Source organism: Pilimelia terevasa, from assembly GCF_014647915.1.
Taxonomy (GTDB): domain Bacteria; phylum Actinomycetota; class Actinomycetes; order Mycobacteriales; family Micromonosporaceae; genus Pilimelia; species Pilimelia terevasa.
Genome location: NZ_BMQC01000012.1, coordinates 1 through 25,870 on the forward strand (window position 1 = coordinate 1; position 25,870 = coordinate 25,870).

At 76.5% G+C, this 25,870-nt stretch carries 21 protein-coding genes, 1 rRNA gene and 2 pseudogenes; 23 read left to right on the plus strand and 1 reads right to left on the minus strand.

The genetic code is table 11. The features are described 5' to 3' along the window. Window positions 1-8 precede the first annotated feature (8 nt). Window positions 9-125: ribosomal RNA gene (gene rrf, locus IEY75_RS15840) — 5S ribosomal RNA — on the plus strand. 66 nt (window positions 126-191) lie between these two features. Here the strand turns inward: rrf and IEY75_RS15845 are convergent. Further along, window positions 192-1,943: a hypothetical protein gene (locus tag IEY75_RS15845; protein ID WP_189115143.1), complete on the minus strand. Its 1,752-nt coding sequence runs from the start codon at window positions 1,941-1,943 to the stop codon at window positions 192-194. Between the two features lie 165 nt (window positions 1,944-2,108). Between IEY75_RS15845 and IEY75_RS15850 the strand changes: the two are divergent. The 22 genes and pseudogenes from IEY75_RS15850 to IEY75_RS15955 form a co-directional block, all read left to right on the plus strand. Further along, window positions 2,109-2,975: pseudogene (locus IEY75_RS15850) on the plus strand (hypothetical protein); the annotation flags it as partial. Between the two features lie 245 nt (window positions 2,976-3,220). Further along, window positions 3,221-4,024, plus strand: a pseudogene (locus IEY75_RS15855) (HAD-IIA family hydrolase); the annotation flags it as partial. 123 nt (window positions 4,025-4,147) lie between these two features. Next, window positions 4,148-4,645, plus strand: coding sequence for a phasin family protein (locus IEY75_RS15860; RefSeq protein ID WP_229789777.1), 498 nt, complete (start codon window positions 4,148-4,150; stop codon window positions 4,643-4,645). Beyond that, the gene (locus IEY75_RS15865; RefSeq protein WP_189115145.1) at window positions 4,645-4,824 is read left to right on the plus strand and encodes a hypothetical protein; all 180 of its coding nucleotides are present in this window, start codon (window positions 4,645-4,647) and stop codon (window positions 4,822-4,824) included. The genes IEY75_RS15860 and IEY75_RS15865 overlap by 1 nt, the downstream gene beginning before the upstream one ends. A 19-nt stretch (window positions 4,825-4,843) precedes the next feature. Continuing rightward, the gene (locus IEY75_RS15870; RefSeq protein WP_189115146.1) at window positions 4,844-5,665 is read left to right on the plus strand and encodes a TlyA family RNA methyltransferase; all 822 of its coding nucleotides are present in this window, start codon (window positions 4,844-4,846) and stop codon (window positions 5,663-5,665) included. Then, window positions 5,662-6,549 (plus strand): NAD kinase, encoded by an 888-nt coding sequence (locus IEY75_RS15875; protein WP_189115147.1) that lies wholly within the window; start codon window positions 5,662-5,664, stop codon window positions 6,547-6,549. The genes IEY75_RS15870 and IEY75_RS15875 overlap by 4 nt, the downstream gene beginning before the upstream one ends. Window positions 6,550-6,606: 57 nt before the next feature. Next, window positions 6,607-8,382: a DNA repair protein RecN gene (gene recN / locus IEY75_RS15880; protein ID WP_189115148.1), complete on the plus strand. Its 1,776-nt coding sequence runs from the start codon at window positions 6,607-6,609 to the stop codon at window positions 8,380-8,382. A gap of 71 nt (window positions 8,383-8,453) precedes the next feature. Then, window positions 8,454-9,632 carry a putative cytokinetic ring protein SteA gene (steA, locus tag IEY75_RS15885; RefSeq protein WP_189115149.1) on the plus strand — a complete coding sequence of 393 codons (1,179 nt, stop codon included), beginning with the start codon at window positions 8,454-8,456 and terminating at the stop codon, window positions 9,630-9,632. Window positions 9,633-9,670: 38 nt separating this feature from the next. After that, complete coding sequence (locus IEY75_RS15890) at window positions 9,671-10,600, plus strand: copper transporter (RefSeq protein WP_189115150.1); 930 nt, start codon at window positions 9,671-9,673, stop codon at window positions 10,598-10,600. A gap of 31 nt (window positions 10,601-10,631) precedes the next feature. Continuing rightward, entirely contained in the window at window positions 10,632-11,489 is an 858-nt protein-coding gene (locus tag IEY75_RS15895) for a hypothetical protein (protein ID WP_189115151.1), read from the plus strand. Window position 11,490: 1 nt separating this feature from the next. Continuing rightward, window positions 11,491-13,110 carry a lipid II flippase MurJ gene (locus tag IEY75_RS15900; RefSeq protein WP_189115152.1) on the plus strand — a complete coding sequence of 540 codons (1,620 nt, stop codon included), beginning with the start codon at window positions 11,491-11,493 and terminating at the stop codon, window positions 13,108-13,110. A 47-nt stretch (window positions 13,111-13,157) separates the two neighbouring features. Next, window positions 13,158-14,258: a glycosyltransferase family 4 protein gene (locus IEY75_RS15905; RefSeq protein WP_189115153.1), complete on the plus strand. Its 1,101-nt coding sequence runs from the start codon at window positions 13,158-13,160 to the stop codon at window positions 14,256-14,258. Then, entirely contained in the window at window positions 14,255-16,363 is a 2,109-nt protein-coding gene (locus IEY75_RS15910; RefSeq protein ID WP_189115154.1) for a hypothetical protein, read from the plus strand. The genes IEY75_RS15905 and IEY75_RS15910 overlap by 4 nt, the downstream gene beginning before the upstream one ends. Before the next feature lie 175 nt (window positions 16,364-16,538). Beyond that, window positions 16,539-18,272, plus strand: coding sequence for a CTP synthase (pyrG, locus tag IEY75_RS15915; protein WP_189115155.1), 1,734 nt, complete (start codon window positions 16,539-16,541; stop codon window positions 18,270-18,272). Beyond that, a complete protein-coding gene (locus IEY75_RS15920) occupies window positions 18,269-18,862 on the plus strand; it encodes an NUDIX domain-containing protein (RefSeq protein ID WP_229789758.1) in 594 nt (197 codons plus the stop codon). The genes pyrG and IEY75_RS15920 overlap by 4 nt, the downstream gene beginning before the upstream one ends. Window positions 18,863-18,920: 58 nt before the next feature. Next, a complete protein-coding gene (locus IEY75_RS15925) occupies window positions 18,921-20,327 on the plus strand; it encodes a S28 family serine protease (protein WP_189115156.1) in 1,407 nt (468 codons plus the stop codon). Between the two features lie 122 nt (window positions 20,328-20,449). Then, entirely contained in the window at window positions 20,450-21,568 is a 1,119-nt protein-coding gene (ald, locus tag IEY75_RS15930) for an alanine dehydrogenase (RefSeq protein WP_189115157.1), read from the plus strand. A 147-nt stretch (window positions 21,569-21,715) separates the two neighbouring features. Next, window positions 21,716-22,645, plus strand: coding sequence for a ParA family protein (locus tag IEY75_RS15935; protein ID WP_189115158.1), 930 nt, complete (start codon window positions 21,716-21,718; stop codon window positions 22,643-22,645). A gap of 7 nt (window positions 22,646-22,652) precedes the next feature. Next, window positions 22,653-23,303 carry a hypothetical protein gene (locus IEY75_RS15940; RefSeq protein ID WP_189115159.1) on the plus strand — a complete coding sequence of 217 codons (651 nt, stop codon included), beginning with the start codon at window positions 22,653-22,655 and terminating at the stop codon, window positions 23,301-23,303. Continuing rightward, window positions 23,300-24,166, plus strand: a complete 867-nt coding sequence (locus IEY75_RS15945; RefSeq protein ID WP_229789760.1) for a segregation and condensation protein A — start codon at window positions 23,300-23,302, stop codon at window positions 24,164-24,166. Before IEY75_RS15940 ends, IEY75_RS15945 begins: the two co-directional genes overlap by 4 nt. Continuing rightward, the gene (gene scpB, locus IEY75_RS15950; RefSeq protein WP_189115160.1) at window positions 24,159-24,965 is read left to right on the plus strand and encodes an SMC-Scp complex subunit ScpB; all 807 of its coding nucleotides are present in this window, start codon (window positions 24,159-24,161) and stop codon (window positions 24,963-24,965) included. Before IEY75_RS15945 ends, scpB begins: the two co-directional genes overlap by 8 nt. Continuing rightward, window positions 24,958-25,698 (plus strand): pseudouridine synthase, encoded by a 741-nt coding sequence (locus tag IEY75_RS15955; RefSeq protein WP_229789762.1) that lies wholly within the window; start codon window positions 24,958-24,960, stop codon window positions 25,696-25,698. The genes scpB and IEY75_RS15955 overlap by 8 nt, the downstream gene beginning before the upstream one ends. Window positions 25,699-25,870: the final 172 nt, after the last annotated feature.

Genomic DNA, 25,870 nt, shown 5'->3' on the forward strand with positions numbered 1-25,870 from the left:
CATAGAGTTACGGCGGCAATAGCGGAGGGGAAACGCCCGGTAACATTCCGAACCCGGAAGCTAAGCCCTCCAGCGCCGATGGTACTGCACTCGTGAGGGTGTGGGAGAGTAGGACGCCGCCGGACATCTTTTCTGATCGAGGGCCACTCCGGTGACGGAGTCGGCCCTCGATCTGTTTTTACGTCTCCATTTTACGATTTCATGTCAGCACCCGGATTCACCCCGGTGCTTCTGGGAAGGAACTCGCCGTGAACGCAGGACCAGAGGATCGCGGACGACGCGACGACGACCGGACGGGCGGTCGCTCCGACGGTCCCCGCGACGGCGCACGCCGCGACGACCGCGGGCACCAGGGCCGGGACAGCGGCCGGGGGAGTTCCCCCGGCGGCTACACGGGTCGCGGGCGGGCGGACGACCGCGGCGGGTCCGGCGACGACCGGCGCGCTGGCGGCTTCCGAGGTGGCGACCGCAACGCCGACCGTGACGGAGGCCGAGGCGGTTTCCGCGGCGGCGACCGGTCCGGCCAGCGGCCAGGGGAGGACCGGGGCGGCTTCCGCAGCGGCGGTGGTGACCGCGGCGGCTTCCAGGGCCGGGGTGGCAGCCAGGGCGGCGGCTTCCGCAGCGGCGGGGGCACCGGCGGCGGTTTCCGGCGGGACGACCGGGGCGGATCCGGCGGCGGTTTCCGCGGCCGGGACGACAGCCGTACCGGCGGCTACCGGGACGGCGGAAGCGGTGGCGACCGCGGCGGCTACCGGCCCGGTGGCGACCGGCCCCAGCGCAGCGACGGCGGTTTCCGCGGACGCGACGACCGCACTGGCGGTTTCCGTGGTGCCGGCGGCGACCGCGGCGGTTTCGGGGACCGCGGGGGCCCCGCCAGCCGCGGCGGCTACTCGGGCGGGCAGGACGGCGACCGCGGCGGTTTCCGCCGGCAGGACCGCCCGGCCGGCGACCGGGGCGGTTTCCGCGGGGGTGCCGGCGGCGACCGTTCGTATGGTGACCGCGACAGCGCGCGCGGCGGCTACCGCCGCGACGACCGCAGCGGCACCGGCGGCGACCGCGGCGGCTTCCGCGGCCGCGAAGGCGGTGGTTTCCGGGGCGGCGACGACCGGGGGACCGGTGGTTTCCGCGGGCGCGACGACCGTGGCGCTGGTGGTTTCCGCGGGCGCGACGACCGTGGGGCCGGTGGATTCGGTGGCCGCGACGACCGGGGGACCGGTGGTTTCCGCGGGCGCGACGACCGGGGCGCGGGCGGCTTCGGTGGCCGTGATGACCGTGGCGGCTCCGCGGGGCGTGGCGAGCGCCCGAGCGGCGCGTCTGGTGGTTTCCGTGGCCGGGACGAGCGTCCGGGCGGTTTCCGTGGCCGCGACGGCGACGCGCGTGGCGGGTCTCCGCGCGGAGACGACCGCGGTGCGCGGCCGTACGGCGACCGGGACAGCGGCGCGGGCGGCCACGGCCGTGCGGGTGAGCGGGGCGGCTTCCGCGGGTCGCCGCCGGACCGGGGCGGTTTCCGGGGCCGCGACGACGACCGCGGCGGGTACCGGCCGCGCGACGATCGCGCGGCCGGCCCCCGTGGTGACGACCGGCCCCGAAGTGACGACCGGCAGGGCGGTTTCCGCGGGCGCGACGACCGGGGCGGCTTCGCGGGGCGCGGCGGCGACTCCCGCGGTGACCGCGGTGGCTTCCGCCGGGACGACAGCCGGCCCGGCGGTGACCGCGGCGGGTTCCGCAGCGACCGGGGCGTCTCCCGGGACCGCGACGACCGGGGTGACCGCGGCGGTTTCCGTCGGGACGACCGGCCGGTCAGGCGGGAGGGCGGCTTCCGCGACGACCGCGGCGGCGACTCCCGCGGCGGCTTCCGGGGCCCGCGCGAAGGCGGCTTCGGCGCCGGGCGGGCGGGCGACTCGCGCGGCGGGTACCAGGGCGACCGCGGCGGCGATCGGCACTCCGACGGTCGCGGCGGCCCGCGGTTCGACGACCGGCGCTCCGACCGCGCCGACGACGGCGCGCGTGTCGCCGGCCCGGAGTTGACGGAGGACTTCAGCGCCGAGGACCTGGACAGCAACGTCCGGGCCGAGTTGCTCTCCCTCACCCGCCCAGTCGCCGAGACCGTGGCCCGCCACCTGGTGGCCGCGGGCCGGCTCGTCGACGAGGACCCGGCGGAGGCGCTGGCCCACGCAACCGCCGCGCGGCGGTTGGCGTCGCGGATCGCGGTCGTGCGCGAGGCGGTGGGGGTGGCGGCGTACCACGCGGACGAGTGGCAGACCGCGATCGCCGAGCTGCGTACGTACCACCGGATGTCCGGGCGGCAGACCCACCTCGCCGTCCTCGCCGACTGCGAGCGCGCGCTGGGCCGGCCGGAACGGGCGGTGGATCTGTACCGGACCGCCGACCGCGAGTCCCTGGATCCGGCGGTGGCGGTCGAGTTGCTCATCGTGGCGGCCGGTGCCCGGGGTGACCTGGCGCAGCGGGACGCGGCGGTGACGATGCTGCAGGTACGCGAGCTGACCAGTGAGGGCGAGCCGTGGACGGCGCGGCTGCGCTACGCCTACGCCGACGCGCTGCTGGCGGCAGACCGGCGGGAGGAGGCGCGGGAGTGGTTCGCGCGGACCGCGGCGGTGGACGAGGAGCTGGAGACCGACGCGGCCGAGCGGCTGCTGGAGCTCGACGGCGTCGCGCTCACCGAGCCCGAGGAGCCGGACGACGAGTCCGCGGCCGACACTGACCCCGCCGACGCCGACGCCGACGCCGACGCCGACGCCGACGCCGACGCCGACGCCGACGCCGACGCCGACGCCGAGTCGGACTGGGCTGACCGGGGCGACGACGTGGATGAGGAAGGTGCCGCCGGGGACGCCGCCGACGAGCACGACGCCGTCGCAGCGTCCGGTGGCGACGAGCACGACGGGGACGCCTCCGCGGCGCCGGTTGCAGCGTCGGGCAGCTCCGCCGACGCCGACCGCGACGGGTCCGCACGGGCGACCACGTCCGACGCGCCCGGCGTCAAGGTGACCGACCTCGACGACGGCGACGCCGACACGAGCACCGACCCCGACACGAGCACCGACCCCGACGACGGTGACGCCGCCGACACGGGCGCTGCCGACACGGGCACCGGTGCCGTGGGCAGCGATGTCCGGGACCTCGATGCCCGGGACAGCGGGGACGGCGACGCTCGGGACACGGGTCGGGCGACCGACGGCGGGGACGCCGCCGCGGGGCGCTGACCGTGGCGCTGGTCGACGGGTACGACCTGGTCATCTTCGATCTCGACGGGGTCGTCATCGAGGGTGCGGCGGCCGTGCCCGGCGCCCCCGCGGCCCTGGGGCGCCTGCGGGCGGCCGGCAGGGCCGTGGCGTTCGCGACGAACAACGCGTCGCGGCGCCCGGCCGACGTGGCCGCGCTGCTGACCGGGTTGGGTGTCGCGGCCGCTGCGGCCGAGGTGCAGACCTCGGCCCGCGCCGCCGCCCAGCGGCTCGCCGCCGATCTTCCGGCCGCCGCCCCGGTGCTGGCGGTCGGGGCGCCGGGGCTGCGCGCGGAACTCGCCGACGCGGGGCTCACCGTCGTGGCCGGCGCCGCGGACGGGCCGGTCGCCGTGGTCCAGGGGTACGGGCCGCAGGTGGGGTGGGCGGACCTGGCCGAGGCGTGCGTCGCGGTACGCGCCGGTGCACGCTGGGTCGCCACCAACACCGACCGCACGCTGCCCTCGGAGCGGGGGCCGCTGCCCGGCAACGGTGCCCTGGTGGCGGCGCTGGCGACGGCGCTGGGCCGGCAGCCGGACCTCGTCGTCGGCAAGCCGGCGCCGGAGTTGTTCCAGGCCGCGGCCCGTCGGGCGGGCGCCCGGCGGGCGCTGGTGGTGGGGGACCGGCTCGACACCGACATCGCCGGGGCGGTCCGCGCCGGCATGGACAGCCTGCTGGTCCTCACCGGTGTGTCGACGCGCCGCGAGGCGGCGCAGGCGCAGCCGGCGTGCCGGCCGACGTTCGTCGCCCCCGACCTCGATGCCCTGTTCGACGCCCCGCCGGTGCCGTGAGGACGGCCGGCGGGCGGTGAAGATGTCCGGCGCGCTCGCGCGGTCGGTACCGCCGCGGTCGGCGGCGGACGGGTAGCGTGAACGCGTGATGTCCGGTACCGGGATGGGGTGGTGACGATGCAGGAGACGTGGCAGGCGTACTTCGAGCTGCTCACGGGGGCCACCGAGGCCACCCGCAAGCGGGCGCAGGAGGTGGCGTCCAAGCTCGTCGGCTCGGGCGTGGCCACCGCGGCGCAGCTGCAGGGCCTCACGGAGGACCTGATGAGCAACGGCGCCGCGAACCGCGCCGCCCTCGAACGCACGGTGCGCACCGAGATCGAGCGCGCGCTGGAGCGGGTCGGCCTGGCGCGGGCCGAGCAGGTCGACGCGCTGTCGGCGCGGGTGGACGCCCTGGCGGCGGAGCTTGCGGCCGTGACCGGCGCGACTGCCGGTACCCGCACCGCGAAGGCCGCCCCCCGCACGGCCGCGAAGAAGGCCGCGCCGTCGACGCCGGCCGCCGCGTCGACCCCGGGCGGCCCGGCGCGGCCCGCGGCCGGGCCGGCGAAGAAGACTGCCAGCAAGGCCGCGAAGAAGGTCGTCAAGAAGGCGGCCGGCGCGAGTCCGGCCGGGTCCTGATGAGCGAGTCGTACGCGCCGCCGCGCGCGGCGGCGGAGCCGACGGGCCACCCGGCGGTCGACGCCGCCGTCCAGGCCATGGCCAACGCGGCGCCGCTGCCACTGCCCGCGCAGATCGCCCAGTACGAGGCGGCGCACCGCACGCTCGGTGAGACCCTCGCCACCATCGACGAGGCATGAGGGTGCGGGGAGTACGCCGATGGCCCGACGCATCCGACTCGACGCCGAGCTGGTCCGCCGCGGGCTGGCGCGCTCCCGGGAGCAGGCGACCACGCTGATCCAGGACGGCCGCGTCCGGGTCGGCGGCGTCGCGGCGCGCAAGCCGGCGGCGATGGTGGACCCGGCGGCCGCCGTCCGGGTGCTGGGCGAGGACCCGGGGGCGGCGTTCGTCTCCCGCGGCGGCCACAAGCTGGCCGGCGCGCTCGCGGCGTTCGGGCCGGCCGGCCTGGTCGTGGCCGGCCGCCGCTGCCTGGACGCGGGTGCCTCCACCGGCGGCTTCACCGACGTCCTGCTGCGGGCCGGCGCCGCCCGGGTGGTGGCGGTCGACGTGGGGTACGGCCAGTTGGCGTGGGTGCTGCGCAACGATCCGCGGGTGGCGGTCCTGGAGCGCACCAACGTGCGCACGCTCACGCCCGGGGCCATCGGCGGGCCGGTGGCACTGACGGTCGCCGACCTGTCCTTCATCTCGCTGCGGCTGGTGCTGCCCGCGCTGGCGGCGTGCACCGACCCGGACGGGGACCTGGCGCTGATGGTGAAGCCGCAGTTCGAGGTGGGCAAGGGGCGCGTCGGCGCCGACGGGGTGGTCCGGGATCCGGCCCTGCGCGCCGAGGCGGTCTGCGACGTCGCGGCGGCCGCCGCCGCGCTCGGCCTGGGTGTCGCCGCGGTCGCGGCCAGCCCGCTGCCGGGGCCCAGCGGCAATGTCGAGTTCTTCGCGTGGTTCCGCCGGGGCGCGCCGCCGGTGGACCCCGAGCGGGTGCGCGCCGTCGTCGAGGCGGGACCGCGGCCGGAGGTGGTCCCGTGACCCGCGCCGCCCTGCTGGTCACCCACACCGGGCGGCGGATGAACACCGCGCACGCCCGCACCGTCGCCGCGGACCTGCTGGACGCGGGTTTCGAGGTGCGGGTGGTGGCGCAGGAGGCCGGGGAGATCGACCTGCCCGGCGTGGTGCCGGTCGACGACCCGGCCGCGGCCGACGGCGTCGAGATCGTGTTCGCGCTGGGCGGCGACGGTACCCTGCTGCGGGCCGCCGAGCTGGCCCGTCCGGCGAAGGCGCCGCTGCTGGGCATCAACCTCGGCAAGGTGGGCTTCCTCGCCGAGGCCGAGAGCGACGACCTGGACCACGTGGTCCGGGACGTGGCGGCGCGCGCGTACACGGTGGACGAGCGGCTGACCCTGGACGTGACGGCGACGGTCGAGGGCCGGGAGGTCGCGTCGTGCTGGGCGCTCAACGAGATCACCGTGGAGAAGGCGTCGCGCGCCCACATGCTGGAGGTCCGGGTCGACGTGGACGGGCGGCCGCTGTCGCGGTACGGGTGCGACGGCGTCGTGTGCGCCACGCCGACGGGGTCCACGGCGTACGCCTTCTCGGCCGGCGGGCCGGTGGTGTGGCCCGAGGTGGAGGCGCTGCTGGTCGTACCGATCAGTGCCCACGCCCTGTTCAGCCGCCCGGTCGTCACCGCGCCGACGTCGACGGTCGAGTTGACGCTCGACCCGTTCGCGTCCCGCGAGGCGGTGCTGTGCGCCGACGGGCGCCGGGTGTACCCCCTGCCGGCCGGCGCCGTGGTGCGGGTCGTGCGCGGGCACCTGCCGGTGCGGGTGGTCCGGCTGCGGCCGCGCCCGTTCACCGACCGGCTGGTCGCCAAGTTCGGGCTGCCGGTCTCGGGATGGCGCGGGCACCGCTGGTGACCTGCGACGCACCGGTGCGGCTGGCGGCGGTCGTACCGCGCGGCTAACCTCTGGCACGTGCTGGAGGAGCTGCGGATCGCGGGACTGGGTGTCATCGAGGACACCACGCTGCCGTTGACGGGCGGGATGAACGTCATCACCGGCGAGACCGGCGCCGGCAAGACGATGGTGGTGACCGGCCTGGGCCTGCTGTTCGGCGGGCGCGGGGACGCGGGCAAGGTGCGGGCGGCGCCCGGCCGGGCCGTCGTGGAGGGCCGGCTGCGGCTGTCCGCGGCCGCCGCCGACCGCGTCGCCGCCCGGGTGGCGGAGGCCGGGGGCGAACTCGACGGCGACGGCGCGCTGCTGCTCAGCCGCACCGTGCTGGCCGAGGGCCGCTCGCGTGCCCACGTCGGCGGGCGGTCGGCGCCGATCGGCCTGCTCGGCGAGCTCGGCGAGCAGCTACTGGCGGTACACGGGCAGTCCGACCAGCTCCGGCTGCTGCGGCCCGCGGACCAGCGGGCGGCGCTGGACCGGTTCGCCGGCCCCGCGCACGAGGCGGTGCTCGCCCGGTACCGCGCGTGCCACCAGCGGTGGCGGGCCGGTACCGCCGACCTGGCCGACCGCCGCGCGCACGCCCGCGAGCGCAACCGCGAGGCCGACCTGCTGCGGCTGGGGCTGGCGGAGATCGCGCAGGTGGATCCCCAGCCGGGCGAGGACGCGGCCCTGCGCGCGGAGGCGCAGCGGCTGGAGCACGCCGAGGGCCTGCGCGAGGCGGCCCAGGCCGCCTACCTGGCCCTGGGCGGCGGCGCGGAGGCCGGCGACGGCGACGCGGTGGCGCTGCTGGGCACTGCGCGGCGGGCGCTGGGCGGGCAGTCCGGTGTGGACGTCGCGCTGGACGCGGTCGGCGACCGGCTGGCGGAGGCCGGCGCGCTGCTGGGGGACGCGGTGGCGGAGCTGTCGGCGTACCTGGACCAGCTCGACGCCGACCCGGCGCGGCTGCAGGCCCTGCACGAGCGGCGGGCGACGCTGCGGGGGCTGACGCGCAAGTACGCCGACACGGTGGACGGGGTACGCGACTGGGCGGCGCGGGCCGCGGTCCGGCTGACGGAGCTGGACGCCTCCGACGACACCCTGGCGGCGCTGGCGCAGCGGTGCGCGGAGACCGGCCGGGAGCTGGCCGGGCTGGCCGCGACGGTGTCGGCGGCCCGGCGGTCGGCGGCCGCGCGGTTCGCCGCGCAGGTCAGCGCCGAGCTGGCGGGCCTGGCGATGCCGCACGCGCGGGTGGAGGTGGCGGTCCTGCCGCGCCCGGCCGCGGGGGAGGCGACGCTGCCGGTGGACGGCGTGGAGCGGGGGATCGGACCGGACGGCGCCGACGAGGTGGAGCTGCGGCTGGCCGCGCACCCGGGCGCGCCCGCGCTGCCGCTGGGCCGGGGTGCCTCCGGCGGCGAGCTGTCCCGGGTGATGCTGGCGGTCGAGGTGGTCTTCGCCGGTGCCGGCGGGCCGGACACGCTGGTGTTCGACGAGGTGGACGCGGGCGTGGGCGGCACGGCGGCGGTGGAGATCGGGCGGCGCCTGGCCCGGCTCGCCCGGCACCACCAGGTGCTGGTGGTGACCCACCTGCCGCAGGTGGCGGCGTTCGCCGACCGGCACCTGGTCGTGGCCAAGGGTACGGCCGGCGCGGTCACCACCAGCGGCGTGGCGGTGGTCGAGGACGCCGACCGGGCCCGCGAGCTGGCCCGGATGCTGGCCGGCCTGCCCGACTCCGACCTGGGCGTGGCGCACGCCCAGGAGTTGCTCGACGTCGCCGCCCGGGACCGTGCCACGCATCAGGACCCGTCGTTAACTCCGTCTTAACCAGGGCCAATGCCGCAGTTCAGGCATGTCGTGTCCGCGTTGCGGGCGGGGGCGTGTCAGGATGGGGCGCGATGCGTCTTCCCACCTTGCGCCGGACCCGCCCACCCGAGCTGGGCGCGATCGCCGGCACCGCCCGCCTCGACCGCCGGACCAAGCGTCTGGTCGGTCGCCTGCGCCCCGGTGACATCGCCGTGATCGACCACGTCGACCTCGACCGGGTCGCGGCCGACTCGCTGGTCGCCGTCGGCGTCGCCGCGGTCCTCAACGCCCGGCCCTCCAGCTCCGGCCGGTACCCCAACCTTGGGCCGCAGGTCCTGGTGGAGGCCGGCGTGCCGCTGCTGGACGACCTCGGCGAGGCGCTGTTCCAGCGGCTGCGCGAGGGCGACCCGATCCGGGTGGACGGCGCCGGGGTCCTCGTCGGCGACGAGGTCGTGGCGAAGGGGGTGCGGCAGGACGCCGAGTCCGTGGCCCGGGCGATGGCCGACGCGCGCGAGGGCCTGTCGGTCCAGTTGGAGGCCTTCGCGGCCAACACGATGGAGTACCTCAAGCAGGAGCGCGACCTGCTCCTGGACGGCGTCGGCGTCCCCGAGGTGGTCACCCGGTTCGCCGGGCGGCACTGCCTGATCGTGGTCCGCGGCTACGACTACCAGGCCGACCTCGACGTGCTGCGGCCGTACGTGCGCGAGTTCAAGCCGGTGCTCGTCGGCGTGGACGGCGGCGCGGACGCCCTGGTCGAGGCCGGCTACACCCCCGACATGATCATCGGGGACATGGACTCGGTCTCCGACGACGTCCTGCGCTGCGGCGCCGAGATCGTCGTGCACGCGTACCCCGACGGGCGCGCGCCGGGCATGGCCCGGATGGTGCAGCTCAACGTGCCGGCGCTCACCTTCCCCGCGGCGGCCACCAGCGAGGACCTGGCGATGCTGCTGGCCGACGAGAAGGGCGCCTCCCTCATCGTGGCGGTGGGTACCCACGCGACGCTGGTCGAGTTCCTGGACAAGGGCCGCGGCGGCATGGCGTCCACGTTCCTGACCCGGCTCAAGGTCGGCGGCAAGCTCGTCGACGCCAAGGGCGTGAGCCGGCTGTACCGGTCGAACATCTCGGGGTCGTCGCTGCTGCTGCTGATCATGGCCGCGGTCGCGGCGATGGGCGCGGCGGTCGCCGTCTCCACCGTCGGCAAGGCGTACCTGGCGGTGGTCGCCGAATGGTGGGACAACCTGTTCTTCCAGCTCGGCCAGCTGTTCTGACCTGACTTGAGGCGAGACATGACGACGAGGCGCAAGCAGTGATCAATTTCCGGTACCACGTCGTGTCGCTGACGGCGGTGTTCCTCGCGCTGGCGATCGGGCTGGTGGTCGGGACGGCGGCGCTCAACGGCCCGGTCGCCGACTCCCTCAACGACCAGATCAACACCCTCGGCCGGACCAACGGCGACCTGCGCGAGCAGGTCGACCACCTGACCACGGAGGCCAGCGGCAAGGAGGACTTCCTGCGGCAGGCCGCCCCCCGCGTGATCGGCGGGACCCTGACCAACCGGCGGGTGCTGCTGCTGACCCTGCCGGGCGGCCGCGACCACGTCGACGGCGTCCGCGCGCTGCTGGCCGTCGCCGGGGCGAAGGTCACCGGGCGGGTGGACCTGCAGGAGAAGTTCACCGACCCGGCCAACAGCGTCGAGCTGCTCGACCTCGCCGACCGGGCGCTGGTGCCCAGCATCCCGGCGGCGACGCTGCCCGGCAACAGCGACGGCGTGGAGAAGTCCGGGGCGCTGCTCAGCGGGGTCCTGCTGGACCGGACGCCGCCGGTACCGGCGGTGGACCTGCGGGCGGTGCTCAGCGCCTACCAGACCGCCGGCTACCTGAGCGTCGTCGGCCAGGTCACCGGGCCGGCCGAAGTTGTCGTGCTCGTGACCGGCCTGCAGTACACCGACAAGGACGCCGCGGCCCGCAACAAGAACGTCCTGACCACGGCCGCCCAGCTCGACCGGGCCGGCCGCATCGTCCTGGGCGCCCCCGGCATCGCCGGGGACGGCAACGCGGTCGCCGCCGTGCGCGCCGACCCGACGCTGGCCCGGACCATCTCCACCGTGGACAACATCGGCACCGTCCAGGGGCAGCTCGTGACGTCCCTGGCCGTCGCCGGGCAGCTCGGCAACGTCGTGGGCCAGTACGGCGTCGGCTCCGGCGCCCAGGGGCTGCTGCCGCGCGCGGCGGCGTGAAGCGCCGCCCGGCGGCCAGTACCCTGACCCGATGACTTCGCGACGCCCCCCCGGCGCGGTTCGCCGCATCCTGCTCGCCGCTGTCGCCGCCGCCGCCGCGCCGGTGGCGCTCGACCGACTCGTGCGCAGCCGGTACGCCGCCGACTGGGAGCGCACCAACTTCGCCGGCCGGACGGTCAACCTGGCGGCCGGCCCGGCCCTGGCCACGGTCGCCAGCGGCGCCGCGGCGCTGGGCGCGGGCGGCCCGGCGGCCGCGGGGGCGGCGCTCGTGGCGGGGCTCGGCGCGGGCGCGGTCGGCCTGTACGACGACATCGTCGGCGCGCGCCCCGACCAGAAGGCCGACAAGGGGTTCCGCGGCCACCTCGCCGCGCTCGGCGAGGGCCGGGTCAGCGCCGGCCTGCTCAAGGTCGTCGGCGTCGGCGCCGCCGGCCTGGCCGCCGCCGCGCTGCTGTCCGCCGACCGGCCGGCGCGGCGGGGGCGGCGGGCGCTGGACGTGGCGCTGGGCGCCGGGGTCGTCGCCGGCACCGCCAACCTGGTGAACCTGCTCGACCTGCGGCCCGGCCGCGCGCTCAAGGCCAGCGCCCTGATCGGCGCCCCGCTGCTGGCCGGCCCGGCCGGCGGCACGGTCGCCGGCCCGCTGGGCGCCGCCGCCGGCCTGCTGCCGGCGGACCTCGACGAACGGGTGATGCTCGGCGACTGCGGCGCCAACGCCATGGGTGCCCTGCTGGGCACCGCGCTGGCCCGCCGGACCGGCCCGAGGGGCCGCGCGGTGCTGCTGGCCGGGCTGGCCGCGCTCACCCTCGCCAGCGAGAAGGTCAGCTTCACCAAGGTCATCGCGCGGACGGCGGGGCTCCGCGAGCTGGACGAGCTCGGCCGCCGTCAGCACTGACGTGACTCCGCCACCGGGCCGCGCGCCGGTCGCCCGCGGCCGGGTCGCGGCCGCGGCGGCGGGCATCGCCGTGCTGACCGTCCTCGCCCGGGTGGTGGGGTTCGGGCGCACCGTCGTGTTCGGCAACACCGTCGGCGACGGGCCGCTCGGCGACCTCTACCAGGCGGTCAACGCGCTGCCCAATGTGGTCTTCGAGATCGCCGCCGGCGGCGTCCTGGCCAGCGTCGTGGTGCCGCTGCTGGCGGGGGCGGTGGAGCGCGGCGCGCGCGCCGAGGTGTCCGCGATCGCCTCGGCGCTGCTGGTGCGGGTCCTGGCGCTGCTGGTGGCGGTGGCGGTGGCGGTGGCCGCGGCGGCTGGGCCGCTGCTGTCGGTACTGGCGGTCCCGGAGGCCGACCGGGACGTCGGCGTGCGGATGCTGTGGCTGTTCGCGCCGCAGATCCCCCTGTACGGGGTCGGGGTCGTGCTCGCCGGGGTGCTGCAGGCGCACCGGCGCTTCGCCTGGCCGGTGCTCGCGCCGCTGCTGTCCAGCGTGACGGTCACGGCCGCGTACCTGGCGTTCGCGGGCATGGTCGGGGTGCACCCGCCCGGTACCCGCGTCGGGCGGGCCGGCGAGCTGGTCCTCGCCGGGGGTACCACCGCCGGGGTCGTCGTGCTCAGCCTCTGCCTGGTGGTGCCGGTGCGGCGGCTGCGGCTGGACTGGCGGCCGCGGTACCGGCTGGCCCCCGCGGTCCGGCGGGCGGCCGGGGGGCTGGCGGCCGCCGGGCTGGTCGCGGTCGCCGGCCAGCAGGTCGCCCTGGTCGTGACCCTGAACCGGGCCCGCGCCGGGGCGCCCGCCGGCACGGTCACGCACATCACCTTCGCCCAGACGGTGTACCTGCTGCCGTGGGCGGTCCTCGCGGTGCCGCTGGCGACGGCGGCGTACCCGGCGCTGGCCGCCGCCTGGTCGCACGGGGACGCGGCGCGGTACGCCGGCACCCTCGCCGCCACCGGCCGCGCGGTGCTGCTGGCCAGCGGCCTCGGCGCGGCCCTGCTCGCGGCCGGCGCGCAGCCGGCGGCGGCCCTGCTCGCCCAGGGGTCCCCCGCGATGGCGGCGGCGGTGGCCGGCCTGGCCCCCGGCGTGCTCGGCTTCGGCGCCTTCGCCCTGTACTCCCGGGCGCTCTACGCCCGCGGCGCGGCCCTGCGCGCGGCTCTCGTCACCGCCGTCGGCTGGCTGGCGGTCGTGGTCGCCAGCCTGGCGCTGGCCGCGGCCCTTCCCGCTGCCGACCGGGCCCTGGCGTTGGCGCTGGGCCAGTCGGCGGGCATGCTGGTGCTGGCCGCGCTGCTCGTCGGCGCGGTCGCCCGGCTCGCCGGCCCGGCCGCCGTGGCGGGGCTGGCCCGCACGGCGCCGGCCGCGATCCTGGCCGGCGGCGCCGCGGCGGCGGTCGGCTGGGGGGCGGTGCGGCTGCTCGCCGCCCCCACCGCCGGGTGGCCGCCGCCGGCCGCCGGCGCCCTGCGCGGCGCGGCCGCCGCGGCGGCTGTCATCGTGGTGTACGCCGCGGCGGCGTACCTGCTCGACCGGGCGACCGTGCGCCCGCTGCTGGGCCGGCTCCGGGCGCGTGTGCCCGGCGCCGGCCGGCCGTGACGGGGCGGATCTAGGGGGCGGGACCATCCCGCCGGAGGGAGTACAGCGTGGAGACCGGCTGGCGCGGCCGGGTGCTGCTGCTGCTCGGATCGAGCACCGGCGGCATCGGCCAGCACGTGGCGGCCCTGGCCCGCGGCCTGGCCGCGGCGGGCGCGCGGGTGACCGTGTGCGCCCCGGCCGCCACCGCCGCGCGGCTGGACCTCGGCGGCGCGGCGGTCGTGCCGGTGGAGATCCCGGCCAGCCCGCGGCCGGCCGACCTGCGCGCGGTGGGCGCCCTGCGCGCCGCCGTCCGCGCCGCCCGGCCGCAGGTGCTGCACGCGCACGGCCTGCGCGCGGGCTTCGTGGCCGCCGCGGCCCGCACCGGCGTCCCGCTGGTCGTCACCTGGCACAACGCCGCCCTGTCCCGCGGCCCGCGGGCGCTGGCCCACGCCGCGATGGAGCGGGCCGTGGCCCGGTCCGCCGCGGTGACCCTCGGCGCGTCCGCCGACCTGGTCGCCCGCGCCCGCGCCTGCGGGGCCCGCGACGCCCGCCCCGGCCCGGTCGCCGCGCCCCCGCTGCCGCCCCCCGGCCGGCCGGCGGCCGCGGTCCGCGCCGCCTGCGGGGTGCCGGCCGACGCGCCGCTGCTGCTGTCGGTCGGGCGGCTGCACCCGCAGAAGCGGTACGACGTCCTCGTCGCCGCCGCCGCCCGCTGGCGGGACCTGCGGCCGGCGCCCGCGGTCCTGGTCGCCGGTGACGGCCCCAGCCTCGCCGACCTCACCGCCCGGATCGGCGCCGCCCAGGCGCCGGTCCACCTGCTCGGCCACCGCGGCGACGTCGCCGACCTGCTCGGAGCTGCGGACCTCGCCGTGGTGACCAGCGCCTGGGAGGCGCGGCAACTGTTCGCGCAGGAGGCGCTGCGGGTCGGGCTGCCGCTGGTCGCCACGGACGTCGGCGGCATCCCCGAACTCGTGGGCGACGCCGCGGTCCTGGTACCGCCCGGCGACGTCGACGCGCTCGACACCGCCGTCCGCGACCTGCTCGCCGACCCCGCGCGCCGCGCGGCGCTCGCCGCCGCCGGCCGCGCCCGCGCCGCGACCTGGCCCACCCAGGCGCAGATGCTCGCCCAGGTCGTCGGGGTCTACGCCGCGCTGGCCGCGGGGCGCCCGTGACGGCCCGCCGGATCGCCGCCGCCTGCGGCGCGCTGCTGCTCGCCGTCCTCTCCGGCGCGGGCTTCGTCGCCGGGCCGACCGCAGCCGCGCGACCGGCCACCGTGGACTACGTCGTGGTGGTGGGCGCGGCCGGCCTGCGCTGGTCCGACGTCGACCCGATCCGCACGCCGACGCTGTGGCGGATGGCCGAGCGCGGCTCCATCGCGTCGCTGGCGGCCCGCTCCGCACACACGCCCACCTGCCCGCAGGACGGCTGGCTGACCCTGGGCGCCGGCAACTACGCCGCCTGGACCCCGGGCAGCGCCGGCCCGTGCCGGACGACGCCGGTGCGCCTGGACCGGCCCGACCGGCTCGGCGCCCACCTGCCCGACCAGCGCGACCTGGTCGCCCGCAACTCCGAGGCGCTGCCCTGGGGGGCGGTACCGGGTGCGCTGGCCGAGTCGCTGCGCTGCACGGTCGCCGTGGGTCCCGGCGCCGCCCTGGCCGGCGCCCGCCCGTACGGCCGCGTCGACCGGTACGTGCCCGCGCTGCCCGCCGCGCCGGGTGAGCTGCTGGCCTCCTGCGTGCTGAGCATCGTCGACGGCGGGGCCCTGACCGGCGACGGCACCGCCCGCCGCGCCGCCGCCGAGAAGCTCGACGCCACCGTCGCCACCGTCCTGAACCACCGCCCGCCCCAGTCGCTGGTCCTCGTCGCCGGGGTCGCCGACAGCACCGAGGCGCAGCGGCTGCACGTCGCCATCGCCGACGGCCCCGGCTGGGAGGGCGGCTGGCTCACGTCGGCGACCACGGGCCGCGACGGCTACCTCCAGCTCATCGACCTGGCGCCGACGGTCCTGGCGGCGCTGGACCGGCCGGTCCCCGCCCGGCTGTTCCTGGGCCGCGAGGCCATCCCCGTGGCGGGCCGACCGGCCAACCTGGGCGAGGCCATCGCCGCGCCGGTCGACGCCGACCGCGGCGCCCGCGCCCAGCGGCGCGCCGCCGGCTGGTTCTTCGGCGCCCTGACCGTCGGCCAGGTGGCGCTGCTGCTGGGTACCGTGCCGCTGCTGCGCCGGGCGCGCGCCCACGCCGGCCCCGGCGGCCCGGCCGGCGTACCGGAGCCGGTCCGGGCCGCCGCCGAGCTGGCGCTGGTGGCCGCCGCCCTGGCCATCCCCGCCGCGCTGCTCGCCGACGTACTGCCGTGGTGGCGCTGGCCGCACGGATCGTGGATCTTCCTCGCCGCGGTGGCGGCCGTCCTGACCGTCCTGACCGTCGGCGTGCGCTACCTGCCGATCTACCGGCAGACCTGGGGACCGGTGGCCGCGGTCGCCGCCGTGGCGGCGGTGACCGTCGCGCTGGACGTCCTCACCGGGGCGTCCCTCCAGCTCAACGGCGTCGCCGGCTACTCCGCGCTGGAGGGCGGCCGGTACGCCGGGATCGGCATCGTCGGGCTCGGCGTGCTGTCGGCGGGCCTGCTGCTGGCCGCGGGCTGCCTCGCCCAGCGCCTGCCGCGGGAGCGGCGCACCGCGGCCACCGCCGCCGTCGGCGGCCTCGGGGTCCTGCTCGTGGGCAGCCCGTACCTGGGCGGCGACGCCGTCGGCGCCATCGCCCTGACCGCCGGTGTCTGCGTCACGGTCGCGCTGGTCACCGGCGGCTGGCTCACCTTCGCCCGGCTCGCCTGGTCGCTGGTGGCCGGCGTCGCGGTCGCCGTCGGCTTCGCCGCGCTGGACCTGCGCCGCCCGCCGGAGGACCAGGGCAGCCTCGGCCGGTTCCTCACCCGTTGGAGTGAGGGGACCGGCGGCCTGACCGTCCACCGCACGGGTGTGGCCAACGTCATCGCGTTCGCCACCAGCCCGCTGACGCTGCTGGCGATCGCCGGGACGCTGTTCGTCTGGCTGGCCCTGCTGCGGCACTGGGGCGGCCTCAAGCGGCTGTACGGCATCTACCCCGGCATCCGGGCGGCCCTCATCGGCGTGGCGGTGGCGGCCGTGCTGGCCGGCGCGGTCGGCGGCGCGGCCCTGAACGTCGCGGGCGCGGCCGCCGCCACGGCGGTACCGCTGGCGACCCTCGCCGCCCTGCGGGTCCTCGACCACGCCACCGACCGGACCCCCGCCCAGCCCAACGCCTGAGCACCCCGCGGCCGGCCCGCGCCGGCGGTGGTACGTCGCGGCCCCCGAACCGGGTTTGTTACCGTCGAGTCCCGTGGGTTGCCGCCAAACCGGCCCCGCATCCTCGGCGGAGACCCCGCCGACGGACCGCCGCCGACGGACCGCCGCCGGCAACCAGCAACCACGGGAGCAGGCCTTGGCCGCAACTGCACGTTCCACCCGGCACATCTTCGTCACCGGGGGAGTCGCGTCGTCCCTGGGCAAGGGCCTGACGGCGTCCAGCCTCGGCAACCTGCTCACCGCCCGTGGCCTGCGGGTCGTCATGCAGAAGCTCGACCCGTACCTCAACGTCGACCCGGGCACGATGAACCCGTTCCAGCACGGCGAGGTCTTCGTCACCGAGGACGGCGCCGAGACCGACCTGGACGTCGGCCACTACGAGCGGTTCCTCGACCGCGACCTGGGCGCCGCCGCCAACGTCACCACCGGCCAGATCTACTCCGCCGTCATCGCCAAGGAGCGCCGCGGCGAGTACCTCGGCGACACCGTGCAGGTGATCCCGCACATCACCAACGAGATCAAGGCCCGGATCTTCGCCATGGCCGCGCCCGACGAGTCCGGCCGCGCCCCCGACGTCGTGATCACCGAGGTCGGCGGCACCGTCGGCGACATCGAGTCGCTGCCGTTCCTGGAGGCGATCCGGCAGGTCCGCCACGAGATCGGCCGCGACCACTGCTTCTACCTGCACGTGTCGCTGGTCCCGTACCTGGCGCCCTCGGGCGAGCTGAAGACCAAGCCCACGCAGCACTCGGTCGCCGCCCTGCGCAACATCGGCATCCAGCCCGACGCGCTGGTCTGCCGGTCCGACCGGGAGATCCCGGAGACGGTCAAGCGCAAGCTGTCGCTGTACTGCGACGTCGACCAGGACGCCGTCATCGCCGCCCCCGACGCGCCCAGCATCTACGACATCCCCAAGGTCCTGCACCGCGAGGGCCTCGACGCGTACGTCGTGCGCCGCCTCGGCCTGTCCTTCCGCGACGTCGACTGGCGCTCCTGGAACGACCTGCTGGAGCGCGTGCACAACCCCAAGCACACGGTCACCATCGCGATGGTCGGCAAGTACGTCGACCTGCCCGACGCCTACCTGTCGGTGTCCGAGGCGCTGCGCGCGGCCGGCTTCGCCCACCGCACCCGGGTCCAGATCCGCTGGGTACCCAGTGACGAACTGATCACCCCCGCCGGTGCCGCCGCCGCCCTCGACGGCGTGGACGGCGTCCTCGTCCCCGGCGGCTTCGGCGTGCGCGGGATCGAGGGCAAGGTCGGCGCCGCGACCTACGCGCGGGTCAACCGCATCCCCATCCTGGGCCTGTGCCTGGGCCTCCAGTGCATGACGATCGAGGTCGCCCGCAACCTGGCCGGCCTCGACGGCGCCAACTCGCTGGAGTTCGCCGAGAACGCCGCCCACCCGGTGATCTCCACGATGGCCGACCAGGCCGACATCGTCGCTGGCCGCGGCGACCTGGGCGGCACGATGCGGCTGGGCGCGTACCCGGCGGCGCTGGCCGAGGGCTCGCTGGTGGCCCGGGCGTACGGCGCGACGGACATCGCCGAGCGGCACCGCCACCGGTTCGAGGTCAACAACGCGTACCGGGACAAACTCTCCGGGGCCGGCCTGCGCTTCACCGGCACCTCCCCGGACGGCCGGCTCGTCGAGTTCGTCGAGCTGGACCAGGCGCTGCACCCGTTCTTCGTCGCCACCCAGGCCCACCCGGAGCTCAAGAGCCGGCCGACCCGCCCGCACCCGCTGTTCGCCGCGTTCGTCCGGGCGGCCCTGACCTACCACGCGGGCGAGCCGGCCGAGCCCGAGGCGGCCGAGGCCGACGCCGACGAGGCCGCCCCGGTCCCCGCGGCGCCGCGCAAGCGCCGGTGAGCGACCGGGACGCGCCGCCGGGGTACGCCGTGGCGGGCAGCCGCGCCCGGTACGCCGGGCCGGTCTTCACGGTCGTCACCGAGGACGTGCGGATGCCCGGCGGCGAGGTCGCGGCCCGCGACGTCGTCCGGCACCCGGGGGCGGCGGGCGTGGTCGCCCTGGACGCCGCCGGAGCGGTCACGCTGGTGCGCCAGTACCGGCACCCGCTGGGCGCGCGGCTGTGGGAGGTCCCGGCCGGCCTGTGCGACACCGCCGACGAGGCGCCCGCGCAGGTGGCCCGCCGCGAGCTGGCCGAGGAGGCCGACCTGCGCGCCGGCCGGCTGGACCTGCTGCTCACCCTGCACACCTCGCCGGGCTTCTCGACCGAGACGTTCCACCTGTACCTGGCGCGGGACCTGGCGGCGGTGCCGGCCGGCGCGCGGTTCGCCCGCCGGCACGAGGAGGCCGACCTGGAGGTCGCGGCGGTACCGCTGGACGCGGCGGTGGCGATGGTGCTGGCAGGCGAGATCACCAGCGCCCCGACGGTCGCCGGCCTGCTCGCCGCCGGGCGGTCGCGCGACGCCGGCTGGACGGGCCTGCGCCCGGCCTGAACTCGCCCTGCCCGGCCTGACCTCGCCCCGGCCCGGCCGCTCCGTTAGCGTGTGTCGAATGAGAACTGTCGATGTACGGCGCCTCGCCGCCGCCGTCCTGTGCGCGGGGCTGCTGGGCCCGGCCGCCCCCGCCGCGGCCGCGCCGGCCGGCGCGCAGGACATCCTGACCCAACTCGCCGACATCCCGGGGATGACCGTCACCGAGGGGGTGGGCGAGGCCGGCTACCGCTCCTTCCAACTCGTCTACCGCCAGCCGGTCGACCACGGCGACCCGAGCCGCGGCACCTTCGGCCAGCGCGCCACCCTGCTGCACCGCGACGTCGCCCGGCCGATGGTGCTGCACACCACCGGCTACTGGCTGGGCGGCTCCAAGCGCTCCGAACCCGCGCAGTTGATCGAGGGCAACCAGCTCTCGACCGAGCAGCGCTTCTTCCGCGACTCGACGCCGGCTCCGGCGGACTGGTCCGCGCTGACCATCGCCCAGGCCGCCGCCGACCACCACCGGTTCGTCACCGCCCTGCGGCCGCTCTACCAGGCCAAATGGCTGTCGACGGGAGCGAGCAAGGGCGGCATGACCTCGGTCTACCACCGCCGCTTCTACCCCGGTGACGTGGACGCGACCGTCGCCTACGTGGCGCCCAACGACGTCGACAACGACGAGGACTCCGCCTACACCCGCTTCTTCGCCACCGTCGGCGACACCGACTGCCGGGCGCGGATCTCCGCCCTGCAGCGGGAGGTGCTCGGCAGCCGCCGGGCCGCCCTGACCGCGCGCGTGGCCGCCGCGGCCGCCGCCGCGGGCCAGACCTTCGACCGGACCGTGGGCACCGCCGACGGCTCCCTGGAGGTGGCGACGGTCGACGCGCTGTACGCCTTCTGGCAGTACGAGCCCGCCGCCACCTGCGACAAGGTACCGCCGGCCACCGCCACGGACGACGAGATCTACGGCTGGATCGACAAGGTGGCCGGCTTCGCCGGCTACACCGACCAGGGCAGCGCCCAGTTCGTCCCGTACTACTACCAGGCGAGCGCCCAGCTCGGGTACCCGACCTTCGACCTGCCGGCGCTCGCCGGCCTGCTGCGCCACCCCGAGCTCGCCCACCCGCGCGCGTTCGTCCCGCGGTCGATCCCGCTGCCGGCGTTCGACACGGCCGCGATGCGCGACGTCGACTCCTGGGTGCGGGACCAGGGTGAGCGGATGATGTTCGTCAATGGCCAGTTCGACCCGTGGAGTGCGGAGCCGTTCCGCGTCGGCGCGGGCCGCGACTCCTTCGTCTACGAGGTCCGGGGCGGCAACCACGGCGCCACCGTCGGCGCCCTCAGCCCGGCCGACCGCGCCGCCGCCCAGGCCACGCTGCGCCGGTGGGCCGGCGTGGGCAAGGTCGCCGTCCGGCGCATCCCGGGACTGGACGGCTGGACGCCGCTGACGGACCAGCCGCGCCGCGCGCGCGCCGGTCTCGGGTGAGACAGACCACCAGTTGAAGATCAGGTGCGCCGCCGGCCGTAGACTTCCCGGCGGCGCACCGACAATCCGGTGACAACTCGGTCATCGGCCGCGAGACCGCGCGGCGAGATAAGGGGCAAATCATGGTCAAGGTCGGGGTTCCCCGCGAGGTGAAGAACCACGAGTACCGCGTGGCGATCACTCCCGCGGGCGTCCAGGAGTTCGTCCGCAGCGGCCACCAGGTGGTCATCGAGACCGGCGCGGGCCTCGGCTCCTCGATCACCGACGACGAGTTCGTCGCCGCGGGCGCGACGATCCTGCCCTCGGCGGACGCCGTCTGGGGCGAGGCCGAGCTGGTACTGAAGGTCAAGGAGCCGATCGCCGAGGAGTACGACCGGATGCGCCCCGGTCAGACCCTGTTCACCTACCTGCACCTGGCCGCCTCCAAGGCCTGCACCGACGCGCTCATCGACCGCAGGGTCACGGCGATCGCGTACGAGACCGTCGAGCTGCCCGACCGCTCGCTGCCGCTGCTGGCGCCGATGTCCGAGGTCGCCGGCCGGCTCGCCCCGCAGGTGGGCGCGTACCACCTGATGCGCTCGGGCGGCGGCCGCGGCGTGCTCATCGGCGGCGTCTCCGGCGTGTACGCGGCCAAGGTCGTCGTCATCGGCGCGGGCGTCTCCGGCATGAACGCCGCCGCCATCGCCCTCGGGATGCAGGCCGAGGTGCTGCTGCTGGACAACAACGTCAACAAGCTGCGCCAGGCCGACGCGATCTACCAGGGCCACATGCAGACCGTGATGTCGAACTCCTACGAGATCGAGCACGCCGTCACCGACGCCGACATGGTCATCGGCGCGGTGCTGGTCCCCGGGGCCAAGGCCCCCACCCTGATCTCGAATAGCCTGGTGGCGAAGATGAAGCCGGGCGCCGTGCTCGTCGACATCGCCATCGACCAGGGCGGCTGCTTCGAGGACTCGCGTCCGACCACCCACGCCGACCCGACGTACCGGGTGCACGACACCGTCTTCTACTGCGTCGCGAACATGCCGGGCGCGGTACCGCACACGAGCACCTTCGCGCTGACCAACGTGACGGTGCCGTACGCGCTGGCGCTGGCCAACCACGGCTGGCGGGAGGCCCTGCGCCGGGACCCGGCGCTGGCGCTGGGTCTGAACACCCACGACGGTCACGTCACCTATGGTCCCGTGGCGGACGCGCACGGTATGCCGGCGGTGGCGCTGGCGGACGTGCTGGCCTGACGCGGTCGCCGCAGCGACGAACGGCACAGGGATCAGGCGGGGCCGCCCGGTCCCTGTGCCGTAGGGTCGACACGCCGGCCGCAGCGGTACGGCGGAGCAGGCCGGTGGCGTACAGTCGCCGCATCGAGGTAAGCGTGTGAGGCGGGTATGGCGGGCAACGGCGAGCAGGCAGAGGCGTGGACGACGGCGCTGCGCGCCGAGCAGTCCTCGCTGAATCTGAGCGCCGAGCTGGGCCCCGCCGACCCCACCGCGTACACGACCCGCCGGCCGATTCCCGAGCCGATGCCGACCGACCGCCACGGCCCGGCGCGGATCATCGCGATGGCCAACCAGAAGGGCGGCGTCGGCAAGACCACGACGACGATCAACCTGGGCGCGGCGCTGGCCGAGTACGGCCGCCGGGTCCTGCTCGTGGACTTCGACCCGCAGGGTGCTCTCTCCGTCGGCCTCGGCGTCAACCCGCACGACCTGGACCTGTCGGTCTACAACCTGCTGATGCAGGACGACGTCAGCGTCGAGGAAGTCATCATCAAGACCGACGTGGCGGGCCTGCACCTGCTGCCGGCCAACATCGACCTGTCGGCCGCCGAGATCCAGCTCGTCAACGAGGTCGCCCGGGAGATGGCGCTGGCCCGCGTGCTGCGCGCGGTCTTCAAGGACTACGACTTCATCCTGATCGACTGCCAGCCCTCGCTCGGCCTGCTGGCGATCAACGCGCTGACGGTGGCGCACGGGGTCCTCGTGCCGCTGGAGTGCGAGTTCTTCAGCCTGCGCGGCGTCGCCCTGCTCCTGGACACGATCGACAAGGTCCGCGAGCGCCTCAACTTCAACCTGGAGTTGGAGGGGATCCTCGCCACGATGTACGACAGCCGCACGACGCACTGCCGGCAGGTGCTCCAGCGCGTCGTGGAGGCGTTCGGCGACAAGGTGTACCAGACGGTGATCACCAAGACCGTCAAGTTCCCGGAGTCCACCGTGGCCGGCGCGCCGATCACCACTCTCGACCCGGCGTCCTCCGGCGCCCGCAACTACCGCCAGCTCGCGCGCGAGGTGATCGCCGCGCACGCCGACGGGTAGCCGGCCGGTGCTGTTCGCGCTGGGCGACCCCGCGTCGTTCGTGGGTCTGCTGCTCGGGTTCCTCGCCGCCCTGTTCGCGCGCGCCTGGGCGGTGCGGGCCGCGCGGTCGGCGCTGCGGCTGCCGCGCGCGCCGCGGCCGACCCTGCGCTCGGTGGTCGACCCGTTCGGCGCCGTCGCCGCGGCGGTGGCGGGCACGGGCTGGGGGCGGCACGCCGACCTGGACCTGCGGGCGACCCGCGGGCGGCGGGTCGCGGTGGTCGCGGCGGGCCTGTGCGCGCCCCTGCTGCTGGGGCTGCTGGTCCTGGTCGGCCTGCGACTGGCCTACGGCGGCGGCGCGGGGCCGGTCGGCGCGACGCTCCTGCACGGTTTCCGCACCGGGCTGGGGCCGGCGGCCGACGCCGGTGCCGGCCTCGCGGTCGCGCTGCTGTGCTTCTCGCTGCTCAACCTGCTGCCGCTGCCGCCGCTGGACGGGTTCTCGCTGCTGTGGGTGGCGATGCGCCGCCCCGGCGCGCACGCCGCCCGGATCCGGCACACGCTCGTTGAGCAGAACGTGGGGCCGCTGATCCTGATGATCCTGTCGTTCTTCCCGATCGGGGGGCCGTACCTGCTGCTGCCCGCGGAGCTGCTGGCGTCGCTGCTGCTGCTGGCGCTCTGGTGACCGCCCCCGCACCGCAGGCCGGCGCCGAGCCGGCCGGACCGGCCGAGACCGCCACCGGGTTCACCGTGCGGCTGACGAACTTCACCGGCCCCTTCGACCTGCTCCTGCAGCTCATCAGCCGGCACAAGCTCGACGTCACCGAGGTGGCGCTGTCGACGGTCACCGACGAGTTCATCGCCTACATCCGGTCCGGCGGCGAGACGTGGGACCTGGACGAGGCCAGCGAGTTCCTCGTCATCGCCGCGACGCTGCTGGACCTGAAGGCGGCGCGGCTGCTGCCCTCGGCGGACGTGGAGAACGAGGAGGACCTGGCGCTGCTGGAGGCGCGGGACCTGCTGTTCGCGCGGCTGCTCCAGTACAAGGCGTTCAAGGAGGCCGCGGCGCACATCGCCGTCCGCGAGGCCGAGGGCGCCCGGCGCTGGCCGCGGGCGGTGCCGCTGGAGCCGCGGTACGCCGCGGCGCTGCCCGAGCTGGTGCTGACCGTCGGCCCGCAGCGGCTGGCGGAGCTGGCGGTCCGGGCGATGACGCCGAAGGAGGCGCCGGTGGTGTCGTTGGCGCACGTCCACCAGGTGCGGGTGAGTGTCCGCGAGCACGCAGGGATCCTGCGCGACCGGCTGCGGCGGCAGCAGGTGGCGACGTTCCGGTCGCTGTGCGCGGACTGCCAGAACACGCTGGAGATCGTGGCCCGGTTCCTGGCCCTGCTGGAGCTGTACCGGGAGGGTTTGGTGAGTTTCGTGCAGGCCGAGGCGCTGGGGGATCTGACGGTCCGCTGGTCCGGCGGCGACGCCGCCGCCGACATCGAGGTGGACGAGTACGCCGGCAGCCCGCCGGTCCCGGCGGGGGAGAGGAGCCAGGGTGACTGAGGACCGTTCCCTCGCCGAGCAGGTGGCCTCGTGGGTGCCGCCGTGGGAGCGCCCCGCCGACGCGCCGCCGGCCGTCGCGGCCGCGTCCGTCGAGGTCAGCGAGCCGCCGCCCGCGAACCCTCCACCTCTACCTGAGCCTCCACCTGAGGTCGAGGTCGAGACCCGGCCGACGGCGACCGGGACCGCGCAGGCGGCGCCCGCGGCGGCGTCGCCCGCGGCGGCGTCGCCCGGGCCGGCAGTACCGCCGCCGGCCCCGCTGGCGGACGACGTCCTGCGCGGCGCCCTGGAGTCGATCCTGCTCGTGGTGGACGAACCGGTCGCCGACGACACCCTGGCCGGGGTGCTGGGGGAGCCGCTGGAGCGGATCGCCTTCGCGCTGGCCGAGCTGTCGGCGGAGTACACCGCGGCGGGGCGGGGGATCGACGTCCGCCGGGTCGCGGGCGGGTGGCGGCTGTACACGCGGCCCGAGTACGCCGACTACGTGCAGCGCTTCGTCCTGGACGGGCAGCAGGCCCGGCTCAGCCAGGCCGCCCTGGAAACACTCGCCGTGGTTGCGTACAAGCAGCCAGTGACCAGGTCGCGCATCTCGGCCATCCGCGGTGTCAACTGCGACGGCGTTACCCGTACCCTGGTCACCCGCGGCCTCATCGCCGAGTGTGGGACCGAGTCCGATTCCGGCGCCTACCTCTACCGGACGACGCCGCTCTTCCTGGAGAAGCTGGGGCTGGAGTCGGTGGAGCAGTTGCCGGCGCTGGCCCCGTTCCTGCCCGACGATGTCGAGGAGATCGTGGATGTCTGACCCCGGGTCCGGTCCCGCGCGGCTGCAGAAGATCCTGGCCGCGGCGGGGGTGGGCTCGCGGCGCGCCTGCGAGGATCTGATCTTCCGCGGCCGGGTGACGGTGGACGGCCGGGTGGCCTCCCTCGGCGACAAGGCTGACGCCACCACCGCCGAGATCTACGTCGACGGCCAGCGGGTCGTCGTCGACACCCGGCTGGTGTACCTGGCGATGAACAAGCCCCGCGGCGTCGTGGCGACGATGGCCGACGAGAAGGGCCGGGCGGCCGTGGCCGACTTCGTCGGCAACCTGGAGAGCCGGGTCTACCACGTCGGCCGGCTCGACGCCGACAGCGAGGGCCTGCTGCTGCTCACCAACGACGGCGCGCTGGCCCACCAGCTCATGCACCCGTCGTTCGGCGTGGCCAAGACCTACCAGTGCGAGATCCCCGGACCGCTGCCGCGCAGCGCCGGGCGCCAGCTCCTGGCGGGCATCGAGCTGGAGGACGGGCCGGCGCGCGCCGACGAGTTCCGCGTGATCGACGCGTTCGGCCGCAGCGCCCTGGTGGAGATCGTGCTGCACGAGGGGCGCAAGCACATCGTGCGGCGCCTGTTCGAGGCTGTCGGGCACCCCGTCCAGCGGCTGGTCCGCACGGCGATCGGCCCGGTCCGGCTGGGCGACCTGAAGGCGGGGCGGACCCGCCGGCTGTCGCCGGCCGAGGTGGCCGCGCTGTTCCGGGCCTCCGTGAAGGACTGACCGCGGGCGGTGCACCGGCCCCCGGATGCAGGCCACCCTCTGCCCACCCCGGACCGCGCCTGCGGTGCGCCGCGGGCCACCGGGCACAATGGGTCCGGCGCGCCGCCGGCCCGCGGCCGGCGCGCGACACCTTTCCGTTTTGTGACAGCACGTTGTGGAAGCAGGGAGCCTC